26 protein-coding genes are annotated in these 25584 nt (G+C 71.6%); 13 read left to right on the plus strand and 13 right to left on the minus strand.

The window, feature by feature from the left end:
- Positions 1 to 82: 82 nt before the first annotated feature.
- Positions 83 to 562, minus strand: a complete 480-nt coding sequence (locus tag J8M50_RS14025; RefSeq protein ID WP_029183685.1) for an anthrone oxygenase family protein — start codon at positions 560 to 562, stop codon at positions 83 to 85.
- 240 nt (positions 563 to 802) lie between these two features.
- Positions 803 to 1444, minus strand: coding sequence for an NAD(P)-dependent oxidoreductase (locus tag J8M50_RS14030; RefSeq protein ID WP_010352512.1), 642 nt, complete (start codon positions 1442 to 1444; stop codon positions 803 to 805).
- Positions 1445 to 1545: 101 nt separating this feature from the next.
- On the opposite strand from J8M50_RS14030, the gene J8M50_RS14035 reads away from it, so the two are divergent.
- The 4 genes from J8M50_RS14035 (at position 1546) to J8M50_RS14050 (ending at position 3568) form a co-directional block, all read left to right on the plus strand.
- Positions 1546 to 1890: a winged helix-turn-helix transcriptional regulator gene (locus tag J8M50_RS14035; RefSeq protein WP_029183684.1), complete on the plus strand. Its 345-nt coding sequence runs from the start codon at positions 1546 to 1548 to the stop codon at positions 1888 to 1890.
- Positions 1891 to 1896: 6 nt separating this feature from the next.
- Complete coding sequence (locus J8M50_RS14040; RefSeq protein ID WP_059047483.1) at positions 1897 to 2538, plus strand: nucleoside/nucleotide kinase family protein; 642 nt, start codon at positions 1897 to 1899, stop codon at positions 2536 to 2538.
- Positions 2539 to 2607: 69 nt separating this feature from the next.
- Positions 2608 to 3003, plus strand: a complete 396-nt coding sequence (locus tag J8M50_RS14045; protein ID WP_010352509.1) for a PPOX class F420-dependent oxidoreductase — start codon at positions 2608 to 2610, stop codon at positions 3001 to 3003.
- Between the two features lie 145 nt (positions 3004 to 3148).
- Complete coding sequence (locus J8M50_RS14050; RefSeq protein ID WP_010352508.1) at positions 3149 to 3568, plus strand: CBS domain-containing protein; 420 nt, start codon at positions 3149 to 3151, stop codon at positions 3566 to 3568.
- A 55-nt stretch (positions 3569 to 3623) separates the two neighbouring features.
- Here J8M50_RS14050 and J8M50_RS14055 read toward each other — a convergent pair whose 3' ends face one another.
- On the minus strand, positions 3624 to 4751 hold the full coding sequence (locus J8M50_RS14055) for a magnesium and cobalt transport protein CorA (protein ID WP_010352507.1): 1128 nt from the start codon (positions 4749 to 4751) through the stop codon (positions 3624 to 3626).
- Between the two features lie 222 nt (positions 4752 to 4973).
- Between J8M50_RS14055 and J8M50_RS14060 the strand changes: the two genes are divergently transcribed.
- Positions 4974 to 5768, plus strand: coding sequence for a methyltransferase (locus tag J8M50_RS14060; protein ID WP_010352506.1), 795 nt, complete (start codon positions 4974 to 4976; stop codon positions 5766 to 5768).
- Positions 5769 to 6592: 824 nt separating this feature from the next.
- Here J8M50_RS14060 and J8M50_RS14065 read toward each other — a convergent pair.
- Positions 6593 to 7498 carry a carbohydrate kinase family protein gene (locus J8M50_RS14065; RefSeq protein WP_029183683.1) on the minus strand — a complete coding sequence of 302 codons (906 nt, stop codon included), beginning with the start codon at positions 7496 to 7498 and terminating at the stop codon, positions 6593 to 6595.
- Positions 7499 to 7587: 89 nt separating this feature from the next.
- On the minus strand, positions 7588 to 8496 hold the full coding sequence (locus J8M50_RS14070) for a pseudouridine-5'-phosphate glycosidase (RefSeq protein WP_010352504.1): 909 nt from the start codon (positions 8494 to 8496) through the stop codon (positions 7588 to 7590).
- A 100-nt stretch (positions 8497 to 8596) separates the two neighbouring features.
- Here J8M50_RS14070 and J8M50_RS14075 point away from each other — a divergent pair, with 100 nt between their 5' ends.
- Positions 8597 to 9025, plus strand: coding sequence for a VOC family protein (locus J8M50_RS14075; RefSeq protein WP_010352503.1), 429 nt, complete (start codon positions 8597 to 8599; stop codon positions 9023 to 9025).
- 33 nt (positions 9026 to 9058) lie between these two features.
- Here the strand turns inward: J8M50_RS14075 and J8M50_RS14080 are convergent, their stop codons facing one another.
- On the minus strand, positions 9059 to 9613 hold the full coding sequence (locus J8M50_RS14080) for a methylated-DNA--[protein]-cysteine S-methyltransferase (RefSeq protein ID WP_010352502.1): 555 nt from the start codon (positions 9611 to 9613) through the stop codon (positions 9059 to 9061).
- A 45-nt stretch (positions 9614 to 9658) separates the two neighbouring features.
- Positions 9659 to 10528, minus strand: a complete 870-nt coding sequence (locus J8M50_RS14085; protein ID WP_010352501.1) for a glycerophosphodiester phosphodiesterase — start codon at positions 10526 to 10528, stop codon at positions 9659 to 9661.
- A gap of 276 nt (positions 10529 to 10804) precedes the next feature.
- Here J8M50_RS14085 and J8M50_RS14090 point away from each other — a divergent pair, with 276 nt between their 5' ends.
- From J8M50_RS14090 to J8M50_RS14115, 6 genes are all read left to right on the plus strand, one after another.
- Positions 10805 to 11665 (plus strand): MHYT domain-containing protein, encoded by an 861-nt coding sequence (locus tag J8M50_RS14090; protein WP_010352500.1) that lies wholly within the window; start codon positions 10805 to 10807, stop codon positions 11663 to 11665.
- Between the two features lie 56 nt (positions 11666 to 11721).
- Positions 11722 to 13863 (plus strand): excinuclease ABC subunit UvrB, encoded by a 2142-nt coding sequence (gene uvrB, locus J8M50_RS14095; protein WP_010352499.1) that lies wholly within the window; start codon positions 11722 to 11724, stop codon positions 13861 to 13863.
- 155 nt (positions 13864 to 14018) lie between these two features.
- Positions 14019 to 14597 carry a TerD family protein gene (locus J8M50_RS14100; protein WP_010352498.1) on the plus strand — a complete coding sequence of 193 codons (579 nt, stop codon included), beginning with the start codon at positions 14019 to 14021 and terminating at the stop codon, positions 14595 to 14597.
- Positions 14598 to 14646: 49 nt separating this feature from the next.
- Entirely contained in the window at positions 14647 to 16560 is a 1914-nt protein-coding gene (locus tag J8M50_RS14105; RefSeq protein ID WP_010352497.1) for a TerD family protein, read from the plus strand.
- 235 nt (positions 16561 to 16795) lie between these two features.
- Positions 16796 to 17776: a TerC family protein gene (locus tag J8M50_RS14110; RefSeq protein WP_010352496.1), complete on the plus strand. Its 981-nt coding sequence runs from the start codon at positions 16796 to 16798 to the stop codon at positions 17774 to 17776.
- Positions 17777 to 17904: 128 nt separating this feature from the next.
- Positions 17905 to 19005: a calcium:cation antiporter gene (locus J8M50_RS14115; protein WP_010352494.1), complete on the plus strand. Its 1101-nt coding sequence runs from the start codon at positions 17905 to 17907 to the stop codon at positions 19003 to 19005.
- 37 nt (positions 19006 to 19042) lie between these two features.
- On the opposite strand, the gene J8M50_RS14120 is transcribed toward J8M50_RS14115, so the two are convergent.
- Both J8M50_RS14120 and J8M50_RS14125 read right to left on the minus strand, forming a co-directional pair.
- Positions 19043 to 20323, minus strand: a complete 1281-nt coding sequence (locus tag J8M50_RS14120; protein ID WP_010352493.1) for an MFS transporter — start codon at positions 20321 to 20323, stop codon at positions 19043 to 19045.
- A gap of 113 nt (positions 20324 to 20436) precedes the next feature.
- Complete coding sequence (locus J8M50_RS14125) at positions 20437 to 21483, minus strand: S66 family peptidase (protein ID WP_010352492.1); 1047 nt, start codon at positions 21481 to 21483, stop codon at positions 20437 to 20439.
- Between the two features lie 96 nt (positions 21484 to 21579).
- On the opposite strand from J8M50_RS14125, the gene aroQ reads away from it, so the two are divergent.
- Positions 21580 to 22053 carry a type II 3-dehydroquinate dehydratase gene (gene aroQ / locus J8M50_RS14130; protein WP_010352491.1) on the plus strand — a complete coding sequence of 158 codons (474 nt, stop codon included), beginning with the start codon at positions 21580 to 21582 and terminating at the stop codon, positions 22051 to 22053.
- 57 nt (positions 22054 to 22110) lie between these two features.
- Here the strand turns inward: aroQ and J8M50_RS14135 are convergent, their stop codons facing one another.
- The 4 genes from J8M50_RS14135 to J8M50_RS14150 form a co-directional block, all read right to left on the minus strand.
- A complete protein-coding gene (locus J8M50_RS14135; protein ID WP_010352490.1) occupies positions 22111 to 22863 on the minus strand; it encodes an amino acid ABC transporter ATP-binding protein in 753 nt (250 codons plus the stop codon).
- Positions 22860 to 23735, minus strand: a complete 876-nt coding sequence (locus tag J8M50_RS14140; protein WP_010352488.1) for an amino acid ABC transporter permease — start codon at positions 23733 to 23735, stop codon at positions 22860 to 22862. Before J8M50_RS14140 ends, J8M50_RS14135 begins: the two co-directional genes overlap by 4 nt.
- The gene (locus tag J8M50_RS14145) at positions 23732 to 24619 is read right to left on the minus strand and encodes an ABC transporter substrate-binding protein (protein WP_010352487.1); all 888 of its coding nucleotides are present in this window, start codon (positions 24617 to 24619) and stop codon (positions 23732 to 23734) included. Before J8M50_RS14145 ends, J8M50_RS14140 begins: the two co-directional genes overlap by 4 nt.
- Positions 24620 to 24920: 301 nt before the next feature.
- The gene (locus J8M50_RS14150) at positions 24921 to 25577 is read right to left on the minus strand and encodes an MBL fold metallo-hydrolase (RefSeq protein ID WP_010352486.1); all 657 of its coding nucleotides are present in this window, start codon (positions 25575 to 25577) and stop codon (positions 24921 to 24923) included.
- Positions 25578 to 25584: the final 7 nt, after the last annotated feature.

Below are 25584 nucleotides of genomic sequence, written 5' to 3' on the forward strand. Positions count from 1 at the left end.
CCGTACGCCGGCACGCTCCCGCGTACGACGGCACCTTTCCGCCACAATACGACGCCCCCGCCGCTCACGCAGAGCGGAAAGCTCAGGCCAACGCCAGGGCGTACGAGAGGGCCGCCGCACCCGAGGCGACCGTCCTGACGTGGTTCCACATCGTCCACTCGCGCACGTACGCGGGCCAGTACGCGATCCCCTCCGCCGACTCCGCGCCGAGCGCGAGCAGCCGCTCGTTACGCGGCACGTTCGCCGTCACCGTCACCCCGAACGCGCCCACCAGGTACAGCCCGCTGCCCAGCAGCAGCTCCACCCGCCCCTGCTCCGGCCACAGCACGAACGTCACCACCGCGACCACGGCGCACACCGCCGCGGCCCCGAGGAACAGCCACATGAACACCGAGGTCAGCGCCGCCCGGTTGATCGCGTTCATCGCGGCCACCCCCTGCGCCGCCGGCAACGCCCCGAGCCCCCGCATGACCAGCACCGAGAACGCCGCGAACACGCCCGCCATGACACCGGTCACCAGCACCCCGGCCACCGCCATCGCCACGTACGGCCCGTCCACCATGAACGTCAACCCCCCTGTCGCCGCCGAGATCCTGCCCCACCAGCCCCGTCACCACAAGTGATGCCCGGCCAACATCGACGACACACGGTGGCGGGCAGGGACGGCGGCGGGGCGGGTGCTGGGGCGGGCGCCGGGGGCGGATCGGCGTGGGGCGTACGGCACGCGCGCGTACGGCACCGCGCAGGGTCGGATTCCGCGCGAGCCGCGACCGCGAACCACGCGCGCGCACGGCCTACGCCATCACTCAGCCGCCCCCACCGGCACCCAAACCGCCCCCCGGCCCCCGCGCACAGTGGGCGCCACCACCTCGTCCACCAAGGCCGCCGCGAGGTCCCCGTACGTCAACCCGGGTGCCCCCGCAGGCACTTGGTCCCCTCCGATGACGTACCGTCCCTCGGCCGGACCCTCCGTCAGTTCGCCGCCCGGCGTCAGGACCGCCCAGTCCATTCCGCCCCCGGCTGTCCGCAGCCGCGTCAGTCCGGCGGTGTGCGCCCGTGCGAACGGCAGGTGTTCCGGCGGGAACGCCGCCGGGTCCTCCATCACGGGCCGCCCGTCCGGCCCGAGCAGATCCGCGAAGAGGCCTACGGCGACCAGCCGGGACACCCCCTCCGCCGCGAGCAGCGCGTCGACGGCCCGTGCGAAGAAGTCCGGCTCGAAGCTCGCCGCGGCGTGTACGACGCCCCACCGTCCCGCCCGCCCGGCCAGCACCCCCTGCGGAGCGGTGACGTCCCCGCGTACGACCGTCACCCCGCTCTCCCCGAGCCCGGGATGCCGCGCCGGATCCCGTACCGCCCCGACCACCGTGAGTCCCCGCCGCAGTGCCTCCGCGCACACCGCGCGTCCGGCCCGTCCACCGGCCCCGAAGACGACGATCCCGTCCATGCCTCTCGGCCTCCTCACCGGCGGCGCGTCTCGCCGCCCGGCCCGGAGCATGGACCACGAAGTGCCGGTCACCGCAACGGTATCGGCGCTAACCTCGACGGATGACCGACGCACTCCGCCCGGACATGTTCCATCCCGCCTGCCCCTCTGCCGACGTTCCGTTCAGGATCGGGGGAAAGTGGTCAGGAATGGTCATCCGTTGCCTTGAGGGCGGCCCCCGCCGCTTCACCGAACTCCGCGTGCCGATCCGGGCCACCCCCAAGGTCCTCAGCGAGACCCTGCGCGCGATGGAACGCGACGGATACGTCACGCGGACCGCGTACGACGAGAACCCGCCCCGCGTCGAGTACGCCCTCACGCCCCTCGGCCGCACCCTCCTGCCCTTCCTCGACGCGGCCCGGGCGTGGAGCGAGGCCCACCTCCCCGAAGCCGGCCGCCGCCCCTGACGCATCATGACCACTGTGCGACTAGAAGCGATCACTTGGGACCGGCTCTCCGACCTCCTGGCGGAGCGACTGTCCGATCTGAAACCGACAGACGGCGGCCCCTGGCCACGCATCGCCTTCGACGGCGCTCCGGCAGCCCGGCCCGGGGACCTCGCGGCGCGGGTCGCGGAGGGCCTGCGGGCGCGCGGTCGGCCCTCCCGCGTCGTCGACACCCACGGCTTCCTGCGCCCCGCGTCGCTCCGCTTCGAGTACGGCCACCACGACGTGGACGCCTACTACGACGGCTGGTTCGACACCCGCGCGCTGTGGCGCGAGGTCTTCGGCCCCCTCGAACCCGGCGGCACCGGCCGTATCCTGCCCGACCTGTGGGACCCGGCGACCGACCGCGCGACCCGCAGCCCGTACGTCGAACTCCCGCCCGGCGGACTCCTGTTGCTCCACGGCCCGCTCCTGCTGCGGCACTGGTTCCCCTTCGACCTCAGCGTCCACGTCCACCTCTCCCAGGGCTCCCTGCGCCGCCGTACCCCGCAGGACGAGCAGTGGACGCTGCCCGCCTTCGAGCGGTACGAGCAAGAGACCGACCCGGCGGCGAGCGCGGACGTTCTGGTGCGGGCCGATGACCCTCGGCACCCCGCGTGGAACGGCTGAGAGCGAACAAGCGAGGGAGAGTTGACCGAAGTGCTATTGAATGCGCGTGCATCTAACTAGGGTGTCGGTATGGCGATCTTCTTCGACGACACCGTCCGCGCCCTCCTCGACGGCAAGAACTTCGCGTCCGTCGCGACCCTCGGCCCCGACGGCGCCCCGCACAACTCGGTGGTCTGGATGAAACGCGAGGACGACACCGTCCTGCTGACCTCCCTGGACAACCGGCAGAAGGTGCGCAACCTGCGCCGCGACCCCCGCATCAGCCTCACGGTCTTCGACCTCGCGAACCCCTACGCCTCGGTCGAGATCCGGGGCCGCGCCGAGATCCTCCCGGACCCCGAGAAGCGGCTCCCGCACGACCTCGCGCACAGGTACCTGGGCATCGACCCGCCCGGCGAGAAGGACGACGAGGTCAGGGTGATCATCCGAGTCGTTCCGGAGAAGGTCGTGGGGTTCTCGGCCTGAGGGGCACCCTGACGGGGGCGGGACGCCCGGCGTTGCCGGGCCCGCCTCGTGGACATGCGGTCCGCCCGATGCGCGGCAAGAATGTAGGGCGCCGGGACAGCGGCGCGTCCGCGCCGTGCCGGCCGTCCGGCCAGGGAGGCAGTCCATGACCACCGCCGGAGACATCATGCACCGGGGCGCCCAGTGGATCCCCATGCACGAGACCCTCGACCGCGCCGCCCAGCTGATGCGCGACCTCGACGTCGGGGCGCTGCCCATCAGCGACGAGGACGACCGGCTCTGCGGCATCCTCACGGACCGCGACATCGTCGTCGGCTGCGTCGCCATGGGGCACGACCCGGCCAAGGTGACCGCCGGTCAGATGGCCCAGGGCACGCCCCGCTGGATCGACGCCGGAGCCGACGTCGACGAGGTGCTGCGGGAGATGCAGGGGCACCGCATCCGCCGGCTCCCCGTGATCGAGAACAAACGCCTCGTCGGCATGATCAGCGAGGCCGACCTCGCACAACACCTCACGGAGAGCCAGATCGCGTCGTGGGCGGAGAGTGTGTACGCCCGCGGCTGACCGGGCCCGCACGTGACCGCACCGCCCCCGCTTCCGGCGTACCGGCCTGCCTCCGTCAGAGCCAGCCGTTGCGCCGGAAGCCCCGGTACAGGGCCAGGCACGCCGTCGCTATCACCCCCAGCACCAGCGGATACCCGAACTTCCAGCGCAGCTCCGGCATGTGGTCGAAGTTCATGCCGTAGATCCCGCACACCATCGTCGGCACCGCGATCACCGCCGCCCACGCGGTGATCTTCCGCATGTCCTCGTTCTGCGCGACCGTCACCTGCGCCAGGTGCGCCTGGAGGATCGAGTTCAGCAGTTCGTCGAAGGAGGCGATCTGCTCGGTGACACGCTGCAGATGGTCCGAGACGTCCCGGAAGTACGCCTGTATCTCCGGGTCGACCACCCGCACCGGACGGTCCGCGAGGTCCAGCAGCGGACGGCCCAGCGGCACCACCGCCCGCTTCAGCTCCAGCAGTTCACGCTTGAGCTGGTAGATCCGGCCCGGGTCGGCCCGCGCGCCGTCCTCCGCGAAGACGTCCGTCTCCACCTGGTCGATGTCGGCCTGCACCGCGTCCGTGACGTGCAGGTAGTCGTCCACCACATGGTCCGCGATCGCGTGCAGCACCGCCGAGGGACCCTTGGCGAGCTGCGCGGTGTCCGCCTCCAGCTCCTCGCGCAGCGGGCCCAGCGAGCCGTGCCGCCCGTGCCGGACCGTGATCACGAAGTCGGGGCCGACGAACACCATGATCTCGCCGGTGTTGACGACCTCGCTGGTCGCCGTCAACTGCTCGTGCTCCACGTAGCAGACCGTCTTGAAGACCGCGAACAGCGTCTCCCCGTACCGCTCCACCTTCGGGCGCTGGTGCGCCTCCACCGCGTCCTCGACCGCCAGCGGGTGCAGGTCGAAGAGCTCGGCGATGCCCGCGAACTCGGCGTTCGTCGGCTCGTGCAGCCCCAGCCAGACGAAGCCGTGGCCCTGCTTGCGGACCCGCTCCACCGTCTCCACCAGATCGGCGCCGGAGGGCGCCCGGGCACCCTCCTTGTAGGTCACGCAGTTCACCACGGAGGAGCCCAGCGGCGAGCGCGCGTGATGGCTGAGATCGACCTTCGTGCGCCGCCGCGCCAGCCGTGCCACCCGGCGCAGGCCGCCGACCCCGCCCAGGCCGGTGACCTTCCGCAGATTCCCCGCCATGGTCATGTGGATCTCCTCGCCGGCTCCCCGTACGCCGCGTTTCCCGCGCTTGGCTGGCCAGTGTGCCAGGTCGGGGCAAGGGTCGGGTAAGCCTGTGGAAAACTCTGATTCCGCTCTGTACTCCCCTGTGGACAACTCTGTTCCCCTGGTACGGGAAGCCATGCGGGGAGCGGATTTCCGGCCGCGTCGCCCGCATCCGGGAACCGGGGTAAATGGGATGATCCGATCATGACGCGAACCGACGGGTATCTCCTCGACAACCGGCGGGCCGAGGCGGGAGAGCGCTTCGACGCCTTCGCCACGCTCTTCGACCCCACCACCTTCCGCCACCTCGACGCGCTCGGCATCGGCCCCGGCTGGCGCTGCTGGGAGGTCGGCGCGGGCGGCACCTCCGTCGCCTCCTGGATCGCCAAGAAGGTCGGGCCCACCGGCCGGGTCCTCGCCACCGACATCGACACCACCCACCTCGCGCGCGCCGCGCGCCCGCCCATCGAGGTCCGCGTCCACGACGTCGGCGCCGAGGAGCCGCCGGGGGAGGGGTTCGACCTCGTCCACGCCAGGCTCGTACTCGTCCATGTCCCGGACCGCGAACGGGCGTTGCACTCCATGATCAAGGCTCTCCGCCCCGGCGGACGCCTGCTCGTCGAGGACGCCGACCCGGCTCTCCAGCCCCTCCTCTGCCCCGACGAACACGGCCCCGCCCAGCAGTTGGCCAACCGTCTGCGCCACGCCTTCCGCACGCTCCTCGCCGAACGCGGCGCCGACCTCTCCTACGGCCGCCGCCTGCCCCGCCTCCTCCGCGACGCCGGCCTCCACCGCGTAGAGGCCGACGCGTACTTCCCCCTCGCCTCCCCCGCCTGCGCCGCCCTCGAATCCGCAACGATCCGCCACCTCCGCACCGACCTCATCACCGCGGGCCTCGCGACGGACGAGGACATCGACCACCACCTCGCGAACGTGGCGACGGGGGAGATGGACCTGGCGACGGCACCGATGATCTCGGCGTGGGGGAGGAAGGGGTAGGGCGGGCGCGGGGATGTCTTCGGGGAGGGCGTGGCCAGGTGGGGATCGGGAGGTACGCGGTGTGGTGGGGCGGGGCCGTCGGGGAGGCGCGTGGTACAGCGGGCCGGGGAGGCGCGCGGTGCGGCGGGAGCGCGGGGCGGGAACGGCGGAGAGGTGGGTGCGGTGGGGCGGCGGGCCGGTGCGGCGTCGCCCGTCGCGTCCGGGCGTACAGCCGCGTACGGATACGGCCCGGCGCCTCGCCCGGCGTCGCCGGGCCGCCAGGGCTTGCGCCGCCGGACAGGCAACGCGCCTTGCCGGACGGGAGCGGACCGGGGGTGCCGCGAGGAGCTGTCGGCCATGCCGGAAGGGCTGCTGAGCAGAGTGCCGTGGGGTGCTGCTCGACCTGTCGGACGGGGGCGTGGCGACAGGTCGGCGTGCGGGTGGGGCCGGGCTCGGGGGAGTGAGCGTCTGGCGGATGCGTTCTGGTCGGCACGCGCGCGAGGGCAGTGCGGGAAGGCCGAGGAGGCCCAAGCCGCCGTCCGCTGGTCGGCACGCATACAGGGGGTGGTGCGCCGAGCGAGGTCGCTGTGGGGGCGCTGACCCCTGATCGGCACGCGCGCGGGGGCCGTGGGGGAGCGAGGCTGTACTGCCGCCTGCCGCCTGCCGCCTGCCGCCTGCCGCCTGCCGCCTGCCGCCTGCGCGGCGCGTGCGCGTGTGTCCGACGGCACCCGCGGTCTACGCTCCGGGCTCTCACCGTTCTCCTCCAACGGCCCCCGGTCCACCGCGCCCCCGCCACCCCTCCGCCCGGCGAACACCGGGAAGCTCCCAGCTCGTCGTACCGCCCCTCACCGCCCCGGCGGCCGAGCGCCCACCACCTCCACCGCGCGTGCGCCTGCGCGGCACCCCTCCGCTGCTGCGGCCTCCAGGGAGGCACCCGTCGTCAGGGCCGCGAGGAAAGCGCCGGTGAACGCGTCGCCCGCGCCGGTGGTGTCGTGGGGCTGTGCGGGCACCGCGGGCACGCGCGCGAGGAGGGAACCGGCGTGGGCCACCAGGGCGCCGTACGGGCCGTCCTTGGCGATCACCAGGGGGATACGGCGGCTGAGTTCGACCGCCGCGTCGGCCGTGTCCCGCAGGCCGGTCAGGAGGCACGCCTCGTCGCGGCTGGGGAGCAGTACGTCGATGCCGTCGACGAGTTCCAGGAACCGTTCGGCGCCCAGCTCCTTGAGGAAACCGGCCGACGCGGGATCGAGGCTCACCGGCACTCCCCGCGCGCGGGCGCCCGCGAGGACGACGCGGACCAGTGCGCGTCCGTCGGCGGAGAACAGCAGGTACCCCGAGAGGTGCACCCGTACGACGCCGTCGAGCAGCTCCTCCGACCAGTCACCGGGCGCCAGCCGCAACGCCGCGCCGCTGTCCGTGAGGAACGTCCGCTCGGCCGCCGCACCGGAGTCGACCAGACAGATGACCGTCCCGGTCGGGGCCTCCGGATCGACGACCAGGTACGGCCGTACCCCGCACCCCACCAGCTCCTGTTCGTGCCACCCCGCCTCGGCCACCCCGACCCGCCCCAGCAGCCGCACATCCCCGCACCCCCAATGGGCCGCCCAGCACGCCACATTGGCCCCCGCCCCACCCGGCAGCCGCCGCACAACAGCCGCGGTGTCGGTCCCCACGTCCAAGGGCCCCCGATACCGCGCAACCACATCGGTGACGACGTCCCCGACAACCAACAACCCACCGAAACCGCTCACCGAGTCACCCGAGCAGACCTCGCCGAGCCTTCCTCGCCCCACCACGCCCGCCGCCCCGCTCCCAGAAGCCCCCCTCTCGCCCCGCCCCCTCAATCCCCCACCCAAGCCGCCGCGATGCGCCCGGCGAGCCGCACATTGCCGCGTACGGCCGCCAGATTGGCCTCCAGGGACGCCCCGTCGGTGTGGCGGACGAGGTAGGAGAGGAGGAAGGGGGTGACGGCCTGGCCGGTGATGTTCTCGGCCTCGCACGCCTGGAGCGCGTCGGCGAGTACGCGCGCGTGGAGGCCCGGTTCCAGCTGCTGTTCCTCGGGGACGGGGTTGGCGACGATGAGGGCGGACTCCGGCCCGGCGAGAAGGTCCTGCGCCCGCATCACCTCGGCGACCTCACCGGGCGTACGGAGCGTCCACTCCACAGGGTGGCCGGAGTCGGACAGGTAGAAGCCGGGGAAGCGGTCCGTGCCGTACCCGGCGACGGCCACGCCGAGCGTCTCCAGGCGCTGAAGCGTCGCGGGGACGTCGAGGATGGACTTGACGCCCGCGCACACGACAGTGATCCGCGTGCGCGCGAGGAGCCCGAGGTCGGCGGACTCGTCCTGAGTGAGGGTCCACTCCCGGTGCACCCCGCCGAGCCCACCGGTCGCGAACACCCGCACACCGGCCAGCGCGGCGAGCTGCGCGGTCGCGGAGACGGTCGTCGCCCCGCTCGCCCCGGAGGCCACCGCGAGCGGCAGGTCACGATGGCCCAGCTTGCGGATGCCGTCACTGTCGGCGATCCGCTCCAACTGCTTCTCGTCGAGCCCCACGCGCGGCTGCCCGTCCAGCACGGCGACGGTCGCCGGTACGGCACCCTCCGCGCGGACGACGGCCTCCAGCTCGCGCGCCACCTGAAGGTTGCGCGGCCGGGGCAGCCCGTGCGCGATGATCGTCGACTCCAGTGCCACGACGGGCCTGCGCGCGGCGAGCGCCTCCCGTACCTCTTCCGACACCATCAGCACCATGGGCCCGCCTCCTGTCGGTCGTTCTCCCTTTCATCTCTGGCGATCGTTCTGGCCGGTCAAACTCTTGCGGCCTGTGGGAGACACCACCAGCCTGGGGTGCATGACGGACAACTCCGCACGTCTCGACCACGTCGTGCTCTGGGTACGCGACCCCGTCGCCTCCGCCGGCTTCTACGCGCGCGCGGTGGGCCTCGACCCCGTACGGCTCCCCGAGTTCACGGCGGGCGAGGTCCCGTTCCCCTCCGTACGGGTCAACGACGACACCCTTCTCGACCTGATGCCCCTCACCCTCGCGCCCGACATGCGCATGCTCCCCGACTCCGCGGCCAGCGCCGGTCATCCCGTCAACCACGTCTGCCTGGCCCTCCAGGCGCCCGCCTACGACGCTCTGCGCGCCCGCCTGGAGTCCCTCGACGTCCCCACCTCCCCCGTCGCCCACGGCTCCTTCGGGGCCCGCGGGAAAGCCCCGCGCAGCTTCTACTTCCGCGACCCCGACGGGAACGTGGTGGAGGCACGGCACTACGACTGACGGCCGGCCCCCTGCCCGCGCCGGAGCCTCGCCTCAGAACAACGGCTCCGGCAACACCCCCTCCAGCGCCAGCAGCCGCCGCTTGGTCTCCAGCCCGCCCCCGAACCCCCCGATCCCGCCGCCGCTCTCCACCACCCGGTGGCAAGGCACCACGACCGGCAGCGGGTTGGACCCCATCGCCGCCCCCACCGCCTGCGCGGCCTCCGGCCGGCCGACGCGCCGCGCGAGGTCGCCGTACCCGACGACCGCCCCGTACGGCACACCGGCCGCCAGCTCGCGCAGCACACGCCGGTTGAAGCCGGAGATCAGCGACCAGTCCAGCGGCAGCGCGAAGTCCCGGCGCCGCCCGGCGAAGTACTCCTCGACCTGGCGCACCGCCTCGGCCAGCACGGGCGAGCCGGGCGCCGCCTCGGGAACCGCCCCCAACCGGTCCCCGAGCCGCTCCAGCGCCCGCTCCCGCACCGCGTCCGTCGCGTGGAACATGATGTTGACCAGCCCCTGATCGGTCGCGGCCAGCAGCAGCGGCCCGATCCCGCTGTCCACGACGGCCCACCCGACCCGCTGCCCGAACTCCCCGTCACCGCTCATGCCCCCACCGTACGACCCGCCACTGACAACGCCCCCGGGAAGCTCCTACGGCAGCGCGGCCCGCACCACGTCCGGCTTGTTCGTGATGATCCCGTCCACCCCGTACCCGGCGGCCTTGCGCGCGTTGACGGCGTCGTCCACCGTCCAGACGTACATCTGGAGCCGCCGGTGGTGCGGCCCCCGCAGCGCGTGCACGGCGGAGACGTACTCGCTCGTCACCGTCGTGTGCGAGGGATTGATCAGATCGGCGAACCGCGCGTAGGACGGCAGATCGGCCACGGCGGGCGTACCGAGGAACCCGGTGCGGACGGCCGGCCTGAGGCCGTGCACCGTACGGATGCTCGCGGCGTCGAAGCTCTGGACGATCAGACGGCTGGTCAGATGCCAGGGATCGAGCCATCCCTCGTTGCCGAGCACCTTGATGATCTGCTGTTCGATACCGGGATAGAGCTGCGGATTCTTGATCTCCAGGAGGAGTTTCTGCCGGTGGGTGTCGAGGCGGTTCACGAACTGCTTCAACGTCGGCACCCGCTGACCTGCGAACGCGGGTCCGAACCAACTCCCCGCGTCGAGCTGGGCGATCTCCGCCGCGGTGAAGTCCTTCACTTTCCACGGCGCCCGGCCCGGGAAGATCTTGGCCGCATTGGTGGTGCGCCTGAGCGTGTCGTCGTGGATCACCACGAGTTCGCCGTCCTTTGTCCGCTGGACGTCGTTCTCGACCCAGGCGACCTCCATTTCCGCCGCTTTGTCGACGGCGGCCAGCGTGTTCTCGGGCGCCCGCGCGGAGGCGCCCCGGTGGGCCACGACGACGGGTGCGGGACGGGCTGCCGCGCTCGCGTCCGGCGCTTGCGCCAAGAGGACCGCGGCGGTGCCCAGAAGAGCGGTGGAGGTAACGGCGGCTACACGCGCGTGCATGACGACTCCTCGCTTCCTGTGATCACGTCGGGATTCACTGTGACATCACAGGGGCGGCGCAGGAGGAGACCGCGGATGGCCACAGAATGAATGGCGACAGCCACACGCGCGCACCGCAGGCGCACAAGTGGGGCAAGGGCGTGTTTCTTTGCCGGAAAATCGTTCGACCATTCCGGTGGGGGTCATACTCTCTGCGTCAACCCTGACCGCTCGGCGGTCCTGGGAAGGGGCGCATTCCAGGGAAAATCAATCAACAGGGCGGAAGGGCAACCCCGCATGCAAGGCACGGTCGACGGATTCAGCTACGGACTCGTCACCCCGATGGTGGCCTACTTCATGGCCTGCCTCGGCGGAGCCCTCGGTCTGCGCTGTACGACCAGAGCCCTGCTCGTCTCCCACTCCTGGCGCCCCGGCTGGCTCGCCCTCGGCTCGGCGGCGATCGGCTCCGGCATCTGGACGATGCACTTCGTCGCGATGATGGGATTCACCGTCCAGGGTGCACCCATCCGGTACGACAAACCCCTCACGTACACGAGCCTCGGTGTCGCGATCCTCATGGTCGGCGTCGGGATCTTCATCGTCGGCTACAAGGGGGCCTCGGGAACCGCGCTGTTCACCGGAGGGACGATCACCGGCCTCGGTATCGCCTCCATGCACTACCTGGGCATGGCCGGTATGCAGCTCAACGGGCGCCTGGAGTACAACACGTTCACCGTCGCGGCGTCCGTCGCGATCGCCATGGGGGCCGCGACAGCGGCGCTGTGGGCCGCCGGACAGGTCAGAGGCTTCCTCTGGAGCGTGGGCGCGAGCCTCGTCATGGGCCTCGCCGTCACCGGTATGCACTACACCGGCATGGCCGCCCTCAGCGTCCACACACACCCCGGCGACACCACCTCCGGCGACTCGCCCGCCTCCCTGCTCGCCCCGATGCTGATCGGCCCCCTCGCGTTCCTCGCGCTCGCGGCCGTCGTCGTCGTGTTCGACCCCCTGATGGTCATGGGCAGACCCGCCGTACCGCCCGTCGAGCACAAACCCGGCGTCCCCGCGCACCCGGCCGGCCACCACACCGGCCGCCGCCCCAGCGTCCGCGCCCGCCGCACCGCCCGCCGCGAGGTCCGGGAACCGCAGCGCCGCTGACACGGAAAACCCCTGATGGGGACCCGTTGTCAGTGGGGGGTCGTACGGTGGATGGCATGCGGCCCGTTTCCAGCATCGAACGTACGGTGGCGCCCTTCGAGGTCGTCAGCCCCTACCAGCCCAGCGGCGACCAGCCGGCGGCCATCGCCGAACTCGCCCAGCGCGTGCAGGCCGGTGAGAAGGACATCGTCCTCCTCGGCGCGACCGGCACCGGCAAGTCCGCCACCACCGCGTGGATGATCGAGAAGCTCCAGCGCCCCACGCTCGTGATGGCGCCGAACAAGACCCTGGCCGCCCAGCTGGCGAACGAGTTCCGCGAGCTCCTGCCGAACAACGCGGTCGAATACTTCGTCTCGTACTACGACTACTACCAGCCCGAGGCGTACGTCCCGCAGTCGGACACCTACATCGAGAAGGACTCCTCGATCAACGAGGAGGTCGAGCGCCTGCGCCACTCCGCGACGAACTCGCTGCTCACCCGCAGGGACGTCGTCGTGGTCGCCTCCGTCTCCTGCATCTACGGCCTCGGCACGCCGCAGGAGTACGTGGACCGCATGGTCCGCCTGAAGGTCGGCGAGGAGATCGACCGGGACGACCTGCTGCGCCGCTTCGTCGACATCCAGTACACGCGCAACGACCTCGCCTTCACGCGCGGGACGTTCCGGGTGCGCGGCGACACCATCGAGATCTTCCCGGTCTACGAGGAACTCGCCGTCCGCATCGAGATGTTCGGCGACGAGATCGAGGCCCTCTCCACGCTCCACCCGCTCACCGGCGAGATCATCAGCGACGACCAGCAGCTCCACATCTTCCCGGCCACCCACTACGTCGCGGGCCCCGAGCGCCTGGAGCGCGCAGCCAACGACATCGAGAAGGAACTCGGCGAGCGCCTCGCCGAACTGGAGAAGCAGAGCAAGCTCCTGGAGGCCCAGCGCCTGCGCATGCGCACGACGTACGACCTGGAGATGCTCCGCCAGATCGGCTCCTGCTCCGGCGTCGAGAACTACTCGATGCACTTCGACGGCCGCGAACCGGGCTCCCCGCCCAACACCCTCCTGGACTACTTCCCGGACGACTTCCTGCTGGTCATCGACGAGTCGCACAACACGGTCCCGCAGATCGGCGCGATGTACGAGGGCGACGCCTCCCGCAAGCGCACCCTCGTCGACCACGGATTCCGCCTCCCCTCGGCGCTCGACAACCGCCCCCTGAAGTGGGAGGAGTTCCAGGAGCGCATCGGGCAGACGGTCTACCTGTCGGCGACCCCCGGCAAGTACGAACTCTCGCGCGCGGACGGCGCCGTCGAGCAGATCATCCGCCCCACCGGCCTCATCGACCCCGAGGTCGTCGTCAAGCCCACCGAGGGCCAGATCGACGACCTGGTGCACGAGATCCGCGACCGGGTCGAGAAGGACGAGCGCGTCCTGGTCACCACCCTCACCAAGAAGATGGCCGAGGACCTCACCGACTACTTCCTCGAACTCGGCATCCACGTCCGCTACCTGCACAGCGACGTCGACACGCTGCGCCGCATCGAGCTCCTGCGCGAACTGCGCGCCGGTGAGTTCGACGTCCTGGTCGGCATCAACCTCCTGCGCGAGGGCCTCGACCTGCCCGAGGTCTCCCTGGTGGCGATCCTCGACGCCGACAAGGAGGGCTTCCTGCGCTCGGGCACGTCCCTGATCCAGACCATCGGCCGCGCCGCGCGCAACGTCTCCGGACAGGTCCACATGTACGCCGACCGGATCACCCCCGCGATGGAGCGCGCCATCGAGGAGACCAACCGGCGCCGGGAGAAGCAGGTCGCCTACAACACGGCGCACGGCATCGACCCCCAGCCGCTGCGCAAGAAGATCAACGACATCGTCGCCCAGATCGCGCGCGAGGAGGTCGACACCGAACAACTCCTCGGCAGCGGCTACCGCGCGAAGAAGGACGGCCGCGGCACCAAGGCGCCCGTGCCGTCGCTCGGCGAGAAGGCCCGCGCCAAGGCGGCCAAGTCCGCCAAGGGCAGGGCCAAGGAAACCGTCCCCACGGACACTCCGGCCGCCGACCTCGCCGACCAGATCGAGGCGATGACCGAGCGGATGCGCGCCGCCGCCGCCGACCTCCAGTTCGAGGTCGCCGCCCGGCTGCGGGACGAGGTCTCCGAGATGAAGAAGGAACTGCGCCAGATGAAGGAGGGGGGCCTGGCATGACCCGCGTATCCGGGAGCGCCGCGCAGTACGCGCTGTGTTGCAGGACCGACACAAAACGCGCTCCCGGGTACGGCACTGTCAGTGGCTTTGCGTAGGGTTCTGGAACATCCGCGGAGCCCGCGGGAACAGGGGAAGTTCGAGAGGGGAATCGGCTCGTGACCGTCAACATGACCAAGGGTCAGGCAATCAGTCTTCAGAAGAACGACGGAGGCAGCCTGAGCGCGGTGCGGATGGGTCTCGGCTGGCAGGCGGCCCCCCGGCGCGGCCTGTTCGGTTCCCGCACCCGCGAGATCGACCTCGACGCCTCCGCGGTCCTCTTCGCGGACCAGCAGCCGGTCGACGTCGTGTTCTTCCGCCACCTGGTGAGCGACGACGGCTCCGTGCGGCACACCGGCGACAACCTGGTCGGCGGCGTCGGCCAGGGCGGGGACGACGAGGCGATCCTCGTCGACCTCTCGCGCGTGCCGGTCCACATCGACCAGATCGTCTTCACCGTCAACTCCTTCACGGGCCAGACCTTCCAGGAGGTGCAGAACGCGTTCTGCCGCCTGGTCGACGAGACCAACGGCCAGGAGCTGGCGCGCTACACCCTCGCGGGCGGCGGCAACTACACGGCCCAGATCATGGCCAAGGTGCACCGCGTGGGCCAGGGCTGGTCGATGACCGCCATCGGCACCCCGGCCAACGGCCGCACCTTCCAGGACCTCATGCCGGCCATCCAGCCGGTCCTCTGAGGGCCGCGGCACCACAACCACACAGCACGACACAGGGGGACGACAGGCGATGACGGCCGAGCTGACGCGGGGGCAGAACCATCCGCTCTCCCAGGTCCGCCTGGTGATCAGGGTCTCGGCCGCGGCCCCGGTCGTGGCCGGGGTGACGCTGGGCGACGACCAGGGGCGCGTCCCCGGCCCCGAGTGGGTCGCCCACCCCGGCGCGCCCGCCCTGCCCGGCCTGGAGGTCCCCCGGCAGGCCGCCCGCGAGCACCGTATCGCCGTCGACCTGGACGCCGTACCGCAGCGCGCGCACCGCGTGCACGTGCTGCTCGCGCTGCCGGGCGGCGCCGGGGCCGTCCGCTTCGGCGCCTCGGCGGCCCCGTTCGTCGCGGTCGCGGGCGCCGACGGCACCGACCTCGCGACGTTCACCCTCACTGGCCTCGACGCCGAGTCGGCCGTCGTCGCCGTGGAGCTGTACCGCCGCCAGGGCGCCTGGAAGGTCCGCGCCGTCGGCCAGGGCTACGCGGGCGGCCTCGCCGAACTCCTCACCGACCAGGGCCTGCCCCAGGCCCACCAGGTCGCGTCCACGATCCAGCAGGCCACCGCCCCCACCCCGGCCCCGCCGGTCCCGGCCCCCCTCACCCAGGACCAGAACGCGACGCCGTACGACGCCCGCCCGACGGCGCCGGCAGGCCCGTACGGCAGCCCCTACGACGAACCCCCCGCCGCACCCCCGCAGGGCGCCGGACTCTACGGCGCGCAGGACAGCGGCGTCGACTACACCCACCCCCGCCGCCGCACGACCCCTCCGCCGCCCCCGCCGACCGCGCCCCCGGCCTCGCCGGGACAGCCCGCGCGGCCCGTCGCGGGGGACGCGACCGGGTGGTCGATGGAGGAGCGGCTCTACAACCAGGTGTGGGGCATGTTCGAGGACTACGCGCGCACGACGGCCGCCTACCGCAGTGCCGTCGACTTCGCGGACGCGCGCATGGAGCGGGAGCTGGACGAGGCGCTCGCGGACCCGCGCGCGCGGATGGGCGGGCAGGCCGACGCCGCGCGGGAGGCGGCGCGCGCGAAGCACACCCAGCTGATGGACCAGGCGCGCGAGGTCCTCGACCGGGACCTGACGCAGCTCGTCGCCGAGTCCGAGGTCGTCGAACCCGCGCTGCCGCCGTCCTACGCGGGCTGGGACAACCCGGTCTGGCACGCCTACCGGGTCCCCGAGGAACTCCCCATGGCCCTGCGCCTGGGTGATCTGCGGCTGCCGGAGAGCGAGCAGTTGCGCATCCCGATGCTGGTCAGGCTGCCGCTGGAGCGGGGGCTGTGGATCGACAGCGGGGCGGTCGGCGCGGCGGACGGCGCGGTCGTCGACGCGTACGACGTACGGCGGCTCGCGCTGGACATGGCTGTCGCGCACGTGGCCCGGCTGCTCGCGGCGCATCCGGCGGGCGCGTTCACGGTGCACGTCGTGGACGCGGCCGGTGCGGCGGCGTCGTCCCTGGCCCCGCTGGCCGGGGCGGGCGTGCTGGCCGGGCCGCCCGCCGTGGGCGCCGCCGGGGTGGCGGACGTCCTCGGGCGGCTCACACAGCGCGTCGACCTGGTGCAGATGGCGGTGCGCGGCGGCGCCCCGGACGCGCTGCCGCCGGACTTCGACCCCGCGCACCAGCTGCTCGTCGTGAACGACTTCCCGCACGGCTTCGACGACCGCGCGGTGACGCAGCTGCGCTACCTCGCGGACGAGGGCCCGGGCGTCGGCGTGCACCTGATGATGGTCGCCGACCGGGAGGACGCGACCGCGTACGGCCCGCTGCTCGACCCGCTGTGGCGGTCCCTGCTGCGGCTGACGCCGGTGCCGGACGACTACCTCGCCGACCCGTGGGTGGGGCACGCGTGGACGTACGAACCGGCGCTCGTGCCGCCCGGCAGCGGGGTGCTCCAGCAGGTCCTCGCGCAGGTCGCGGCAGCTCGTACCAAGCCCTAGTAAAGAGCCCTGACCTGCGTTTTTGATCTTTCTTTTGCCAATCGCTTTACCTTTCCTTGGTGATTGGGGTACTGTTTTCCGTACGGAGGGGAGTACTCCCTGACAACTGCGGCGTACCCGTCAATACGGATCAGGCCAGATCCCGGGGCGTCGGCCCACAAGTGGGTGGAAGAGACCTCCGGCAGCGCGACGCGACGCTGAGTATCTGCCGTTACGTACTGCCGGAGGCACAGCAGTGGATGTTTCCTTGACCCTGTGGGTCCTGACGATCGTGGGCCTCAGCGCCCTCATCGCGGTCGACTTCTTCATCGGCCGCAAGCCGCACGACGTGTCCATCAAGGAGGCGGGGATCTGGACGGTCGTCTGGATCGCCCTCGCCGGGCTCTTCGGCCTCGGCCTCGCGATATTCGGCGGCGGTGAGCCCTCCGGGGAGTTCTTCGCCGGGTTCATCACCGAGAAGTCGCTGAGCGTCGACAACCTCTTCGTCTTCATCCTGATCATGGCGAAGTTCTCGGTCCCGTCCCAGTACCAGCAGCGGGTCCTGCTCATCGGCGTCCTCATCGCCCTGGTCCTGCGGGCGATCTTCATCGCCGCCGGTGCCGCGATCATCGCCAACTTCTCCTGGGTCTTCTACATCTTCGGCGCCTTCCTCATCTGGACCGCCTGGAAGCTCATCCAGGAGGCGCGCGCCGACGAAGAGGAGGAGGAGTTCGAGGAGAACAAGCTCCTCAAGGCCGTCGAGAAGCGCTTCGGCGTCGCCGACCGCTACCACGGCACGAAGCTGTGGGTCCAGGAGAACGGCAAGCGGGTCATGACCCCGATGCTGGTCGTCATCCTCGCGATCGGCACCACGGACGTCCTGTTCGCGCTCGACTCGATCCCCGCGATCTTCGGCCTCACCCAGGACCCGTACATCGTCTTCACCGCCAACGCGTTCGCCCTCATGGGCCTGCGCCAGCTGTACTTCCTCCTCGGCGGGCTGCTGCGCAAGCTGGTCCACCTCAGCTACGGCCTCTCCGTCATCCTCGGCTTCATCGGCGTCAAGCTCGTCCTGCACGCGCTGCACGAGTCGGGGGTCCACGTCCCGGTGATCAGCATCCCGGTCTCCCTGGGCGTCATCTGCGGGGTCCTGGTCGTCACGACGATCACGAGCCTGCGGGCCTCCAAGAAGCAGGCGGAGGCCGAGGCGGCCGAGAAGGACAGCGTCACCAGCTGATCCCCGCACGGCGGTGAACGGTGCCCGGCGACGACGCCGGGCACCGCTTCATGTCCGGACGTCCACGCGAGACCGACCCCAGGGAACCTCCACATGCGACTCCTCGCCCCGTCTGCGACGATCGCCGCATGATCACTGGGCTTCGGGCACTCACCGCCCGGTGGACGACGGCCGTGCCGGTCCTCGCGGTCGTCCTCCTGGTGTTCACCTGGGGCCGCGACCTCCCCGGCGCGGTCGTCGCGCTGGTCACCCTGGTCCTCGCCGGAGCCGTCCTCGCGGCCGTCCACCACGCCGAGGTCATCGCCCACCGGGTCGGCGAACCCTTCGGCTCGCTGGTCCTCGCGGTCGCCGTCACGATCATCGAGGTCGCCCTGATCGTCACCCTGATGGTGGACGGCGGCGACAAGAGCTCCACGCTCGCGCGGGACACCGTCTTCGCCGCCGTGATGATCACCTGCAACGGCATCCTCGGCGTCTGCCTGCTCGTCGCCTCGCTGCGGCACGGCACGGCCGTCTTCAACCCGGAGGGCACCGGCGCGGCGCTCGCGACGGTCGCGACGCTGGCCGTGCTCAGCCTGGTCCTGCCGACGTTCACGACCAGCAAGCCGGGGCCGGAGTTCTCCACGGTCCAGCTCACCTTCGCGGCGCTGTCGTCGCTCGTCCTGTACGGCCTGTTCGTGGCGACCCAGACCGTACGGCACCGCGACTACTTCCTGCCGGTCACCCATGACGGCGACGTCCTGGCCGCCGACGACCACGCCGACCTGCCGTCCCTGCGCACCACGTACGTCAGCCTCGGCCTCCTCGGCCTCGCCCTGATCGGCGTGGTCGGCCTCGCCAAAGGGGTCTCCCCGACGATCGAGTCGGGAGTGGAGTCGGCCGGACTGCACCACGCGGTCGTCGGCGTCGTCATCGCCCTGCTCGTCCTGCTCCCCGAGACCATCGCCGCCCTGCGGGCCGCCCGCCGCGACCGCGTCCAGACCAGCCTCAACCTCGCCCTCGGCTCGGCCATGGCGAGCATCGGCCTGACGATCCCGGCGGTCGCCCTGGCCTCCGTGTGGCTCTCCGGACCGCTCGTTCTCGGCCTCGGCTCGACCCACATGGTCCTGCTCGCCCTGACCGTCGTCGTCGGCTCCCTGACGGTGGTGCCGGGGCGGGCGACGCCGCTGCAAGGGGGCGTGCACCTCGTGCTGTTCGCCGCGTATCTGGAGCTGGCGGTCAACCCGTGACGCGGTCAACCTGTGATGCCGTCAGCCCGTAACGCCGTCAACCTGTGACGCGGTCCACCGCAGCCCCTCGTACGACCGCCACCGGCCGCGTCTCCGGCAGCAGCGCGAAGCAGCCCAGGCTCACCAGCGCCACCGCCGTCAGGTACGCCGCCACGCCCCACGGCACCCGGCCGGAGCCCTCGGCCAGGGTGGTCGCGACGAGGGGGGTGAGGGCGCCTCCGAGGACCCCGCCGAGGTTGTAGCCGACCGCCGCACCCGTACAACGGACGCGCGGTTCGTAGAGTTCCGGGAGATATGCGCCGATCACGGCGAACATCACGGTGAACGCGAGCAGCGCCCCCAGCACCCCGAGGAACATCAGCAGCGGCTCACCGGTCGCCAGGAGCGCGACCGCCGGGAACATCCACAGCACCGTCAGCACGCACCCGGTCAGGCACATCGGCCGCCGCCCGAACCGGTCTCCCAGGTGAGCCGCGAACGGGGTGAGCGCCCCCTGCACGACGACGGCGGCCATGACGCACGTCAGCATGACCGTACGGCTCACGCCGAGCCGTTCCGTCGCGTAGGCGAGCGACCAGGTCGTCACCGTGTAGAAGACCGCGTACCCGGCGGCCAGCGCTCCGGCCGTCAGCAGAAGAAGCCGCCGGTGGTGGACGAACACCTCGACGAGCGGCACGCGCGCGTGGTCGTCGATCTCCAGGAAGCGGGGACTCTCCGCGAGGGACGACCGCAGCCACACTCCCGCGAGCGCGAGCACCCCCGCGGCCCAGAACGGCACCCGCCATCCCCAGGACGCGAACTGCTCCGGCGAGAGTCCCGCCGACAGCCCCAGCATCACCCCGTTGGCGAGCACGAACCCCACAGCGCCTCCCACCGGAGGAAAGCTCGACCACAGAGCGCGCCGTCCGGCCGGCGCGTGCTCCGCCGTCAGCAGCACCGCGCCGCCCCACTCGCCGCCGAGCCCCAGCCCCTGGAGGAACCGCAGCACGAGCAGCAGCACCGGCGCGGCCACCCCGATCGACGCGTACGACGGGACGCAGCCGACCGCGACCGTCGACGCACCCGTCAGGAGCAGCGACACGACCAGCACGGGACGCCGTCCGTGGCGGTCGCCGACGTGTCCGAACAGCATCGACCCCAGGGGACGTGCGACGAACCCGATCCCGAAGGTCCCGAAGGCCGCCAGCGCGCCCGCGAGGGGCGAGAACGTCGGGAAGAACAGGGGCCCCAGGACGAGCGCCGCCGCCGTCGCGTAGACGGAGAAGTCGTAGAACTCGATGGCCGTCCCCGCGAGGGAGGCGGCGGCGAGCCGGGGCATGGAGGGTGATGCCGGTGATGTCACCGCGCGTACAGGCTGCATACCGCGTCAACCAGCCGTGACCACCGTGCGTCACGGCGGCGCACGGAGCATCGGGGGCGCGCCCCGGCGGCTCAGTAGTGCACGACGATGCGCCGCGCGAGGCCGTCGACCCGTACGACACCGCCGTAGGGGACGACGATTTGAGGGTTCGTGTGGCCGAGGTCGACGTCGAAGACGGCCATCGTGTCAGGGGCGTACGTCTTCAGCGCCCGCTCGACCGCCGCGCGCTGGTCGGCGGCGTGCTGTGCGCTCGCCTGAGGGCCGTTCGGCCGCTCGAAGGACCATGTCTTGGCCCGGCCCATGAGAAGCGCCGGGAAGCGCCTCAGGAGCCCGCGCTCGCCCATGTTGCGCAGGACGTGGAAGACCTCCGTGGCGCTGGGCAGGTCCTCGGAGGTCTCCAGGAACAGCACGCCGCCGTCGTACACCGAAGGGTCCGCGGCGATCTCGCGGTCGGCCATCAGGAGCCAGGAGAGGATCTCCAGGCTGCCGCCCCAGCTGCGGCCCTCCACCACGCGGTCGGCGTTCAGCCAGGTCCAGCCGGTGCCGGGGCGGGTCTCGGGCGCGCGCGTGAAGGTCTCCGGGTCGGCCCAGTCGCCCTCGATGTCGCCCCAGCGGGCTGCGGGGCGCAGTTCGTAGGGGCCCGAGGTGAACAGGGCCGCGCGCAGGGAGCCGGCGGTCTCGCGGTCCATGGCGAGAGGGCGGCCGAACTGCACCATGACGCTTCCGCCGTGGTAGCCGACGATGCCCGTGCTGTACAGGTAGGCCAGCAGGTTCGTGTTGTCGCTGTACCCGAAGAACGGCTTCGGGTTCGCGCGGATCAGCTCCCGGTCCAGGAACGGCAGGACGGTGATCTGGTCGTCGCCCCCGATGGACGCGATCACCGCCTTGATCCGCGGGTCGGCGAAGGCCGCGTGCAGGTCGGCGGCGCGCTCCTGCGGGGTGGCGCCCATCCTGCGGGTCGTCGGGTACTCGACCGGCTCCAGGCCGAACTCCTCACGCAGGCGCGCGAGTCCGAGGTCGAACGGGCGCGGGAAGAGGCCGGGCAGCCCGGCGGACGGCGAGACGACGGCGACACGGTCACCGGGGGACGGCTTGGGCGGGTACGCGGGAGCTGCCATGACCGCACGGTACGGGCCTCACCCGAACGGCGCACCGTGATAAACCGGAGGTGAGCGGCGGCCCCGCCGGGCCGCCCCGACCGGACCGGAGGAACCGTGCCCCGCACCCTGGCCAACGCCCCGATCATGATCCTCAACGGCCCCAACCTGAACCTCCTGGGCCAGCGCCAGCCGGAGATCTACGGGTCCGACACGCTCGCGGACGTCGAGGCACTGTGCGTCAAGGCGGCGGCCACCCACGGCGGCACGGTCGACTTCCGGCAGTCCAACCACGAGGGCGAGCTCGTCGACTGGATCCACGAGGCACGGATGGACCACTGCGGGATCGTCATCAACCCGGGCGCCTACTCGCACACCTCCGTCGCGATCCTCGACGCCCTCAACACCTGTGACGGGCTGCCGGTGATCGAGGTCCACATCTCCAACATCCACAAGAGGGAGGCGTTCCGGCACCACTCGTACGTGTCGCTGCGCGCGGACGGGGTGATCGCGGGGTGCGGGGTGCAGGGGTACGTGTTCGGGGTGGAGCGGGTCGCGGCGCTGGCGGGGGAGGGGACGGCGCGGGCGTGAACACGCTGGTTGGGTAAGGGGCGTCGGCCAAGGCTGACGCCCCTTACCCATGCCTCTCTACAGGCGACCGGCCTCCACGATCCGCCGCAGGAACCGCTGGGTTCGCTCCTGCTGCGGGGCGCCGAAGATCTGCTCGGCGCTGCCGCGCTCCAGCACGACCCCGCCGTCCAGGAAGCAGACCTGGTCGGCGACTTCGCGCGCGAAGCCCATCTCGTGGGTGGCCAGCACCATCGTCATCCCGTCGCCCTTCAGGTCGCGGACGACGTTCAGGACCTCGCCCACCAGCTCCGGGTCGAGCGCGGCGGTGATCTCGTCGAGGAGCAGCAGCCGGGGCCGTACGGCGAGAGCGCGCACGATCGCCACGCGCTGCTGCTGGCCGCCGCTGAGCCTGTCGGGGTAGTCGGACGCCTTGCCGGCCAGTCCGAGGCGCTCCAGCAGCTCCCTGGCCCGCTCCTCGGCCTCCTCGCGGGGCACGCCGTGGACGCGGCGCGGGGCGAGCGTGATGTTCTCCAGGACCGTCATGTGCGGGAACAGGTTGTACGACTGGAAGACCACGCCGATCCGGCGCCGCACCGCGTCCTGGTCCGCGCGCGGGTCGGTGATCTCCTCGCCGTCCAGCCAGATCGCGCCGTCGTCGATGTCCTCCAGCAGGTTCGCGCACCGCAGCAGCGTCGACTTGCCCGAACCGGAGGCGCCGATCAGCGCGGTCACGGTGTGCGGGGCGACCTCCAGATCGACGTCCCTGAGGACGACGGACTCGCCGAACGTCTTGCGCACGGACTCCATCCGCAGCACCGGCGCGCCGCTCATGCCGTACCTCCCTGGGACCGCTGACGGTCCATCCGCGCCGTCACCCAGTCCGTGAACCGGGTCATCGGGATCGTCAGCGCCACGAACAGCAGCCCCGCGACGATGTACGGCGTGTAGTTCAGGCTGCGCCCGACGATGATGTCCGCCGCGCGTACGGCGTCGATCGCGCCGCCGATCGACACCAGGCCGGTGTCCTTCTGGAGGGACACCAGGTCGTTCAGCAGCGGCGGCACCTGACGGCGCACCGCCTGCGGCAGCACCACGTGACGCAGCGCCTGCCGGTTCGACAGACCCAGCGAGCGGGCCGCCGCGCGCTGCGAGGGATGCACGGACTCGATGCCCGCGCGGAACACCTCCGCGACGTACGCCGAGTACGTCAGCGTCAGCGCCGTACCGCCCAGCAGCACCGGATCGACCGTCACCCCCTGGAGGCGCAGCGCGGGGACGCCCAGGACGACGATCATCAGGTTGATGATCAGCGGCAGGCCCCGGAAGAAGTCCGTGTAGGCGGCGGCGAGCACCCGCAGCGGGAAGAAGACCGGGCCGCGCAGCGTGCGCGCGATGGCGATGAGCATCCCCAGCACCAGGACGGCCGCCCCGCAGACCACCAGCAGCCGCAGGTTCAGCCACAGCCCTTCGAGGACCTTGGGCAGCGCCTCGCGCGCGTAGTGCCCGTCGAAGAACGTCTCCTTGGTGCGCTGCCAGCCCGGCGCGTTGACGACGACCAGATAGAGCACCACGGCGACGACGAGCGTCGACAGCGCGGCGATCGCCGTCGCCCTGCGCGCACGCGCGCGCCGGTAGCGCTCACGCTCCAGACGGCGCTCCGACGGGGCGTACGCGTGCTCCTCCTCGGCCTTGGCGACCGTCACTTGAGCACCGGGGCGTCGACAGCGTCGGACAGCCACTGCTGCTCCAGCTTCGCGAGCGTGCCGTCCTTGCGCAGGGCGTCCACGGCGGCCGTCACACAGGGCGTGAGCGCGCTGCCCTTGTCGAGGACCAGCCCGAACTGCTCGGTGGCGCCGCTCCGGTTCTCGAACTGGCCGACGATCGTGGCGTCGGTGACCTCCGCGCCGGTGATGTAGAACGCGGTCGGCAGGTCCACGACGATCGCGTCGACCTGCTTGTTCTGGAGCGCGGCCTTGGCCTGGTCGTTCTTGGCGTACGCGGCGGCCTCCTGCCCCGGCTTCACGACGTCCTGGATGTACTCCAGGCTCGTCGTGCCGACCTGGGCGCCCAGCTTGAGGCCCTTCAGGTCGGCCAGGCTCTTCGCCTGCGCGGCCTTGGTGCCCTTCAGCGCGATCACGGCCTGGCGGACGTCGTAGTAGCCGGACGAGAAGTCGACGGCCTTCTTGCGCTCGGCGCTGATCGACACCTGGTTGATGTCGAAGTCGAAGGTCTTCACACCGGGCGCGAACGCCTTGTTGAACGGCACGGTCTGCCAGACGACGGCGCCCTTGTCGTAACCGAGCTGCTGGGCCACCGCGTAGGTGACGGCCGACTCGAAGCCCTGGCCGTTGGACGGCTTGTCGTCCTTGAACCACGGCTCGTACGCGGGCGTGTCGGTGCCGACGGTCAGCTTGCCGGACGCCGTGGTCGCCAGGGCGCCCTTCGCGCACGCGGCGCCGGACGACGAACCGGAGGGCGTCGCACCGGCCTTGTCGTCCGACTGGGGAGCACAGCCCACGGCGCTGGCGAGGAGGGCGACGGCGGCGGCCGTGAGAGCACGGCGCTGGACACGGGGGACGAGGCGCATGGCCGGAGAGTGGCAGCGAAAGCGCCGGATTGTCCAGTTCACGACAGTAGGTGTCCGCATAGTGGGAACGCCTGTTGCGCTCATGTGAACGGGGCCGCGAAGGATGTGCCTGGGCCGCCGGTCAAGGGCGGGGAATGCGAGAGACCGGCGGCCCTTGCCGAGCGGGAGCCGTCTTCCCGCGCGGGGCACGTGCACCAGTGGACCGCACGCACACGCGCGCGGGGAGCGCGTGCGGCGGTCCGGCGCGGGTGCGCGATTCACACGGGGCGCGGAGGCGTTCGTACGGGGTGCGGGCCCCGCCTTACCACCCGCGCGCGTGCCACTCCGGGAGCTGCGGGCGCTCGGCGCCCAGGGTCGTGTCGTCGCCGTGGCCCGGGTAGACCCACGTCTCGTCCGGGAGGACGGCGAAGATCTTCGTCTCCACGTCGTGGATGAGGCTCGCGAACGCCTCCGGGTCCTTGCGGGTGTTGCCCACCCCGCCGGGGAACAGGCAGTCGCCGGTGAACACGTGCGGATGGCCGTGCGGGTCGTCGTAGACCAGCGCGATCGACCCCGGCGTGTGCCCCACCAGGTGACGCGCGGTCAGCTCCACCCGGCCCACCCGGATCACGTCGCCGTCGTCGACAGGGACGTCCGTCGGCACCGGGATGCCCTCGGCGTCCGCGCGCCCCGCGTACGTGCGCGCGCCGGTGGCCGCCACGACCTCCGCGAGCGCCTGCCAGTGGTCGCCGTGCTGGTGGGTCGTGACGACGGACGCGATGCCGTCGTCGCCGATCGTCCCGAGCAGGGTGTGCGCGTCGTTCGCCGCGTCGATCAGCAACTGCTCGTCCGTGGCCCGGCAGCGCAGCAGATAGGCGTTGTTGTTCATCGGGCCGACCGCGATCTTGGTGATCATCAGGTCCTTGAGCTCGTGCACGTCCGCCGCGCCGCCGACCGTCACCTGTCCGCTGTACGTCATGACCGCA

Origin of the sequence: Streptomyces acidiscabies (assembly GCF_020010905.1) — a bacterium.
In the GTDB taxonomy this organism is placed as follows: domain Bacteria; phylum Actinomycetota; class Actinomycetes; order Streptomycetales; family Streptomycetaceae; genus Streptomyces; species Streptomyces acidiscabies.

Coding starts and splice junctions, on each gene's coding strand:
- J8M50_RS14025 (WP_029183685.1), bottom strand. CDS start 562: ATGGTGGACGGGCCGTACGTGGCGATGGCGGTGGCCGGGGTGCTGGTG.
- J8M50_RS14030 (WP_010352512.1), bottom strand. CDS start 1,444: ATGGACGGGATCGTCGTCTTCGGGGCCGGTGGACGGGCCGGACGCGCG.
- J8M50_RS14035 (WP_029183684.1), top strand. CDS start 1,546: ATGACCGACGCACTCCGCCCGGACATGTTCCATCCCGCCTGCCCCTCT.
- J8M50_RS14040 (WP_059047483.1), top strand. CDS start 1,897: ATGACCACTGTGCGACTAGAAGCGATCACTTGGGACCGGCTCTCCGAC.
- J8M50_RS14045 (WP_010352509.1), top strand. CDS start 2,608: ATGGCGATCTTCTTCGACGACACCGTCCGCGCCCTCCTCGACGGCAAG.
- J8M50_RS14050 (WP_010352508.1), top strand. CDS start 3,149: ATGACCACCGCCGGAGACATCATGCACCGGGGCGCCCAGTGGATCCCC.
- J8M50_RS14055 (WP_010352507.1), bottom strand. CDS start 4,751: ATGACCATGGCGGGGAATCTGCGGAAGGTCACCGGCCTGGGCGGGGTC.
- J8M50_RS14060 (WP_010352506.1), top strand. CDS start 4,974: ATGACGCGAACCGACGGGTATCTCCTCGACAACCGGCGGGCCGAGGCG.
- J8M50_RS14070 (WP_010352504.1), bottom strand. CDS start 8,496: ATGGTGCTGATGGTGTCGGAAGAGGTACGGGAGGCGCTCGCCGCGCGC.
- J8M50_RS14075 (WP_010352503.1), top strand. CDS start 8,597: ATGACGGACAACTCCGCACGTCTCGACCACGTCGTGCTCTGGGTACGC.
- J8M50_RS14080 (WP_010352502.1), bottom strand. CDS start 9,613: ATGAGCGGTGACGGGGAGTTCGGGCAGCGGGTCGGGTGGGCCGTCGTG.
- J8M50_RS14085 (WP_010352501.1), bottom strand. CDS start 10,528: ATGCACGCGCGTGTAGCCGCCGTTACCTCCACCGCTCTTCTGGGCACC.
- J8M50_RS14090 (WP_010352500.1), top strand. CDS start 10,805: ATGCAAGGCACGGTCGACGGATTCAGCTACGGACTCGTCACCCCGATG.
- uvrB (WP_010352499.1), top strand. CDS start 11,722: ATGCGGCCCGTTTCCAGCATCGAACGTACGGTGGCGCCCTTCGAGGTC.
- J8M50_RS14105 (WP_010352497.1), top strand. CDS start 14,647: ATGACGGCCGAGCTGACGCGGGGGCAGAACCATCCGCTCTCCCAGGTC.
- J8M50_RS14115 (WP_010352494.1), top strand. CDS start 17,905: ATGATCACTGGGCTTCGGGCACTCACCGCCCGGTGGACGACGGCCGTG.
- J8M50_RS14120 (WP_010352493.1), bottom strand. CDS start 20,323: ATGCCCCGGCTCGCCGCCGCCTCCCTCGCGGGGACGGCCATCGAGTTC.
- J8M50_RS14125 (WP_010352492.1), bottom strand. CDS start 21,483: ATGGCAGCTCCCGCGTACCCGCCCAAGCCGTCCCCCGGTGACCGTGTC.
- J8M50_RS14135 (WP_010352490.1), bottom strand. CDS start 22,863: ATGAGCGGCGCGCCGGTGCTGCGGATGGAGTCCGTGCGCAAGACGTTC.
- J8M50_RS14145 (WP_010352487.1), bottom strand. CDS start 24,619: ATGCGCCTCGTCCCCCGTGTCCAGCGCCGTGCTCTCACGGCCGCCGCC.
- J8M50_RS14150 (WP_010352486.1), bottom strand. CDS start 25,577: ATGACGTACAGCGGACAGGTGACGGTCGGCGGCGCGGCGGACGTGCAC.